Below are 6,398 nucleotides of genomic sequence, written 5' to 3' on the forward strand. Positions count from 1 at the left end.
TTGTTAACCGGAGGGGGCAGGTATTTTAATAAGATACTTTTCAGATCAAATAATGTTTCCTCAATATTATTATGCTCCTGATGATATTCATCGATGGTTGGCTGCCCTCCACTATTAACTTCTTCAGTAGAGTTGTTTTTTACAGCTTCACTTAAGCTTAAAATATATGGGAATACAACATTCTCTTCCTGCTCAATATGTAGGTTAAATTCCTTAATGTACTTACGAAAAAAATCGAGCAGCAGATCAATGTTTTTTTCATTGGTATCAACTTCTTTTTCGAAGTTTTCGATTTGCCTCTCAATTTCAGGAATACGATAAATTGTATAACAACGGTGAGCATTCTTAAGGTATTCAATTATCCATTCTACAGGAAATTTCTTGAATTTTTGCCAATCCAGGAATTCTTTATCATGAAATGAATTGACGACATGCAGGAAGAATTCCTGATCAACACCATTGACTTCACAAACCTCGTTCACTGTTCGTTCCTTGAAGCCAAGAGGAATCTCAAATCGTTGAATGACTGCCAGTAATTGAATGTCATGCTGAACGACATCCACCATTTTCATTTCACCTGTGATATGCATAAAAGATTATTTAGGCAGCTAAAATAACCTTTATTTGGAATTAATAAAAATAAACAACCCTACTACTTGATAAGTACAATTATCTGTCCTGTTAATCCATTTACTCCATAGTTCAGCATGCATAAAGTTTATGGCCTCTTCGTGAAATGAAACACAGAATTGGCTGAATAGTATGTTCTGTTTCTTTTCTGTACAAATAGCTTACTCTTTTTAATTTTTATATAAATCATTAGAAATGGCAAAAGGTAATATGTATTGGCAAATCAGTAATTTATATACATGCACGCTTTTGTATAGATGTACTTTTGAACAAACTAAAAATACGTGTTATGAAGAATACAGCGTTAATTACAGGAGCATCAACAGGAATAGGAAAAGAGTTAGCCAAAATTCATGCTAATAAAGGTGGTGATTTGGTAATTGTAGCCCGTAGCCTGGACAAGCTTGAAGCATTAAAGAATGAGTTGGAATCTAAATTTGGAGTCAATGTTAAAGTGATAGCAAAAGACCTTACTGATTTAAAGGCCGTTCATGAATTATATGATGAAATTAAAAAAGAAGAAATTGTTATTGAGTATCTGATTAACAATGCCGGGTTTGGTGCATTAGGTAATTTTGATGAGCTGGAATTGGATACTCATATTCAGATGATTAACCTGAATATAACAGCATTAACCGTATTAACACGACTATTTTTACCTGACTTTAAACTGCAAAATAAAGGGAAGATCCTGAATGTTTCATCAACAGCCAGCCTTATGCCTGGCCCTTTGCAGGCTGTTTATTATGCTACCAAGGCCTATGTCACATTCCTGAGCAATGCTTTATCTGAAGAGTTAAGAGATACCGCTGTAACAGTAACTAACCTGATGCCGGGAGCCACCGAAACAGAATTTGGCTCACGATCAGGAATGGATAAAACCGAAGTATTTAAAAATACTGTTAGTGCACGAAGTGTTGCAGAGGATGGTTATACAGGTATGTTAAAGGGAAAACTTGATGTAATTTCCGGACTGACACCTTCACAGAAAATGATGATGGCTATGATTCCATTAATGCCCAAGAAAGTAATCCTTCGACAAATTAGAAAAATGCAGGAAGTATAACCGGAGATAAAAAATCCGCCTTGATTGGTGCAAGGCGGATAAATATTTAATTGTAGTTTATCTGCAACAACTGCATTTTGTAATTATCCAATGCGGGAATTGTCCCGAAGCATAAGTATATAAACTTTCTGTAGAATGAAATTCGCCTAACAACAGGCAGCTATCAATTTTGGGCATTAGTATGCAACCATGCTTGTGTAAAGTACGCTCACCATTCTCCGATTTTTTATACTCGATGTAATAAGTTTTCATGACTTAACTGATTACACTCACTCGTTTCAAACCTTTAAGATTGATAATCTTAATATTTTCTTTATCCATTTCGATGAGGTTTTCACGCATAAAGTCGTTTAGTGAACGACTCACCGATTCTTTTGAAGTGCCAATCCAACTAGCCATATCAGTGCGCGATATACGAATCGGAAAATCTGACCCTTCGCTTACCTCAAACAAATCCATTTGCTTAACCAATATATTGGCTGCACGACCACGCACGGTTTTTTGACTCATGTCAATGATTGAGGTACAGGTCTCTTTGATCTCAGTGCAGGCCTTTTGCAACATTGAAAAAGCCAGATTGCTATCTGTTTTAAAAGCTTCCTGTAAGCTATGTTCAGATAATTCACAAAGAACAGAGTTGACCATGCATTCACAACCTGTAATCTCCGGTTCGTTCGTAAACTGTGAGTAATAACCAACAATTTCACCTTCACGTACCATACGTACGATCTGTTTGTTCCCCTTAGCTCCAACACTGTAAAGCTTAACCATCCCTTTTTTAACCAGATAAGCTGTTTTAGCTCTGCTATTAGCGTTATACACAACTTCACCTGTCTGGAACAATGAGCATTTATCAAATGAACTGAATAACTGACCACCGTTCTCCATCACTCTTTCCATTTAATTTCGTTTATGTAGATTGAACAATTAAGGCTACCTGTGCTTAAGAAAGAGGTACCATTAATCGCCAGATTGTACCTCTAAACTTAAACCTTTTGTACTTGTAAAGACACCTTGGTTTGTAAAATGGGTGACAATCAATGTCAGAAATGGATAAAAAAAAGAAAACCAGTAGTGGTTTTCTTTCTCTGTTTCAATGGATGTGCTCCTTTATATGTTCTTCATGCTGAGTTGAATGCGTTTTCTTACGCGATCAATTTCAAGCACTTTTACTTTTACCTGTTGTTGAAGTTTTACAACATCGTTCGGATCACTGATGTAACGATCGGCCATCTGTGAAATGTGAACCAGACCATCCTGCTTAACGCCAATATCAACAAAAGCACCGAAGTTGGTAATGTTACTAACTAATCCGGGAAGTACCATACCTTCATACAGATCATCAATTGAATAAATTCCTTCGGCAAATTCAAATGCTTTTATTTCGCTTCGGGGATCAAGGCCCGGCTTGTCCAACTCTTTCATGATATCGTTCAATGTAGGTAAGCCGATAGAATCACTTACGTAGTTTTGCAGCTTGATTTTATCTCTTATTAACTTGTTCGATATTAATTCGTCGACCTTGCAGCCCATATCAGATGCCATTTGTTTCACAACCTTATAGGACTCTGGATGAACAGCTGTATTATCCAGAGAATTTTTGGCATCACGAATCCGCAAGAAACCAGCAGCCTGTTCAAAGGCTTTTGCTCCTAAGCGAGGCACTTTTTTGAGTTTATCCCGCGAATCAAAAGGTCCGTTTTCACTACGATAATCTACGATATTCTGAGCTAGTTGAGGTCCAAGGCCAGAGACATAGGTTAGCAAGTGCTTGCTAGCCGTATTCAGGTTGACGCCTACCGAGTTAACACACGATTCAACCGTTGTGTCAAGCGATTTCTTTAGTTGTGTCTGATCAACATCGTGCTGATACTGACCCACACCAATTGATTTGGGATCGATTTTTACCAGTTCGGCTAATGGGTCCATCAAACGACGACCAATGGATACGGCTCCACGTACAGTAACGTCATAATCAGGAAATTCTTCGCGAGCCACTTTACCTGCAGAATAAACTGAAGCACCATCTTCACTTACCACAAAAATCTGAACCTTCTGTTTAAAATGAAGCCCTTTGGCAAAGGCTTCTGTTTCCCTTGATGCTGTACCATTCCCGATGGCGATTGCTTCAATCTGATGTTTATTGACCAGGGATGTAATAAGACCAGCCGATTTTTGATATTCATTCTGAGGTGCATGAGGATATATAGTATTGTTCTCCAAAAGATTTCCCTGTGCATCAAGACAAACTATTTTACAACCGGTTCGATATCCGGGATCTAATGCCAGTACCCGCTTTTGTCCTAAGGGAGAAGCTAATAACAATTGTCTTAAATTCTCTGTAAAAACACGGATTGCCTCTGTGTCTGATTTATCTGTAAATAGTTTAGTGTATTCTGTTTCTATTGAAGGAGCCAGCAATCGTTTATAAGCATCAGCAACAGCATCCGCAACCTGATCGGAGGCACTGGTGTTACCTTTTACAAAAAAACGATCTAAACGGTGAATGCACGTTTCTGCATCAGGTGCTACAGATAGTTTTAAGAAACCTTCTTTCTCGCCACGTCGCATGGCCATAAAACGGTGTGATGGACATTTCTTCAGAGGTTCGCTCCAATCGAAGTAATCTTTGTACTTTATTCCTTCCTCTTCCTTGCCTTTAACAACTCTTGATGTGATGACAGCTTCTTTTTCATATACAGAACGGATAATTTCCCTGCCAACCTGGTGTTCATTAATCCATTCGGCAATAATATCACGAGCGCCTTGTAATGCTTCGTCCACATCTGCAACATCATCATTGATGAATGAGGAGGCTCTGCTTTCGATGTCCCGTTCATATTGCTTCATCATAATTTTGGCAAGCGGTTCCAAACCTTTTTCGCGTGCTTTTACCGCTCTTGTTTTGCGCTTGGGTTTATAAGGAAGGTATATATCCTCCAACTCGGTGGAATTGTATGTATTTTTAATTTTTGCCTCCAGTTCAGGCGTTAATTTACCTTGTTCATCAATCGATTTAAGGATGGTTTCTTTGCGCTTTTCAAGCTCCTGTAACTTGTCATATCTTTCTTTGATGTCACCAACCTGAAGTTCATCAAGGCTGCCGGTCATTTCTTTTCGATAGCGGCTGATAAATGGAATTGTTGCTCCTTCGTCAAGCAAGGAAACAGTATTTTCAACGCTTTTTAGAGGTAGGTTGAGTTCTTTGGATATTAGTTGAGTTAACTGCATATGTTAGAATTGAATGATACCAAAAACATCAACCATTCCTGAATGCATTTGGTATTGTGACTTAACTTTTATCACAGATGTGATTATTCAACAGAACGATGTCTTGTAAAAACTTATTTTTTTGAAGAAGGCTTTTTGTTCTGAGGCTTACGTTTCTTCGAGCCGCCTTTTTTAGAACCACCTTTTCTTTTTCTTCCTTTCAAAAGGCTCTCTGGGTTATATTCTGGAGCTTCGCCAAGTTCAGGATTGAGTGGAATTTTATAGATATCTTTCTCAATCAGGCGTTCGATCTTATGGAACTCAAGAACTTCCTTATCATTAATTAAAGTGATGGCAACACCTTGTGTTTGCGCTCTGGCTGTTCGTCCAACACGGTGTACATAGTCTTCAGCATCGCGGGGAACATCAAAATTAATAACCAGATCAATTTTTTCAATATCAATTCCTCTTGCTATGATATCGGTTGCAACCAGTATCTGGATATTCCGGTTTTTAAAGTCACGTAATACATTTTCGCGTTCAGCCTGTTCCAGATCCGAACTTATGGCTTTGCTGTTAAAACCATTGTTGTGCAGCGAACGGGCTATCTCTTTAACCTTTTGCTTAGTGGAAGAGAAAATGATAATGCTGGGTAAATCCTTATCTTTTAATAGCGAATTGAGTAGCGGAATTTTTTGTGTGTCATATGCCATATAAGCTGCCTGAAGAATACCTTCTGCAGGTTTACTTATAGATATGTTGACTTCTTCGGGCTCGATTAAAATATTTTTAGCAAGTTCTCTGATTTTTGGTGGCATGGTTGCCGAAAACATCAGTGTTTGGCGTTCTTTTGGCAGATATTTTACTACTTGCATAATATCATCGAAAAATCCCATATCAAGCATACGATCTGCTTCATCGAGGATAAGATGTTGCAGGGTACTCATATTAACGTAACCCATTGTCAGGTGTTGAATCAATCGACCAGGTGTGGCAATCACAATATCAGCACCGGTCGTTAATGCGTTTTTCTGGCGGTTCCATTCTCCTGAATCATTACCGCCATAAATAGCGGTGGATGAAACATCGAGGAAATAACCAAAACCTTCCATTTGTTGGTCTATCTGGATGGCCAGCTCACGCGTTGGAACAAGAATTAGTGTATTGATTTTGTTATGACCGTTTCTGACTAACTTATCAAGAACAGGCAAAAGGTAAGCAGCAGTCTTACCTGTTCCTGTCTGAGCGCATGCAATCAGGTCTTTATCTTCTTTTATAACCGGAATAGTTTTTTCTTGAACAGGTGTAGCCTTTTCAAAGCGCATAGCATTGAGGCCATCCATTAACTCATCCGAAAATCCAAATTCTTTAAATTCCAAAGTGCTTATTTTATTATTATTCTACATAAACAACCAGTCCTTTCAGGTATTCGCCCTCTGGGTGGTAAATATCAACCGGATGATCGGCAGGTTGCGTCAATTGTTGAAGTATT

5 protein-coding genes are annotated in these 6,398 nt (G+C 38.3%); 1 reads left to right on the forward strand and 4 read right to left on the reverse strand.

From position 1 onward, the window contains the following. The coding region (locus AC4MRQ_RS24265) for a hemerythrin domain-containing protein (protein ID WP_491200319.1) at positions 1-590 on the reverse strand (590 nt) is incomplete at its 3' end. A 329-nt stretch (positions 591-919) separates the two neighbouring features. Between AC4MRQ_RS24265 and AC4MRQ_RS24270 the strand changes: the two genes are divergently transcribed. Further along, positions 920-1,696, forward strand: coding sequence for an SDR family NAD(P)-dependent oxidoreductase (locus tag AC4MRQ_RS24270; protein ID WP_491200320.1), 777 nt, complete (start codon positions 920-922; stop codon positions 1,694-1,696). Between the two features lie 255 nt (positions 1,697-1,951). Here AC4MRQ_RS24270 and AC4MRQ_RS24275 read toward each other — a convergent pair whose 3' ends face one another. From AC4MRQ_RS24275 to AC4MRQ_RS24285, 3 genes are all read right to left on the reverse strand, one after another. Continuing rightward, positions 1,952-2,596 (reverse strand): Crp/Fnr family transcriptional regulator, encoded by a 645-nt coding sequence (locus AC4MRQ_RS24275; RefSeq protein WP_491200321.1) that lies wholly within the window; start codon positions 2,594-2,596, stop codon positions 1,952-1,954. Positions 2,597-2,806: 210 nt separating this feature from the next. Next, entirely contained in the window at positions 2,807-4,927 is a 2,121-nt protein-coding gene (locus AC4MRQ_RS24280) for a Tex family protein (protein WP_491200322.1), read from the reverse strand. A gap of 113 nt (positions 4,928-5,040) precedes the next feature. Continuing rightward, the gene (locus AC4MRQ_RS24285; protein WP_491200323.1) at positions 5,041-6,285 is read right to left on the reverse strand and encodes a DEAD/DEAH box helicase; all 1,245 of its coding nucleotides are present in this window, start codon (positions 6,283-6,285) and stop codon (positions 5,041-5,043) included. Positions 6,286-6,398 lie beyond the last annotated feature (113 nt).

The organism is Carboxylicivirga sp. (assembly GCF_982718395.1).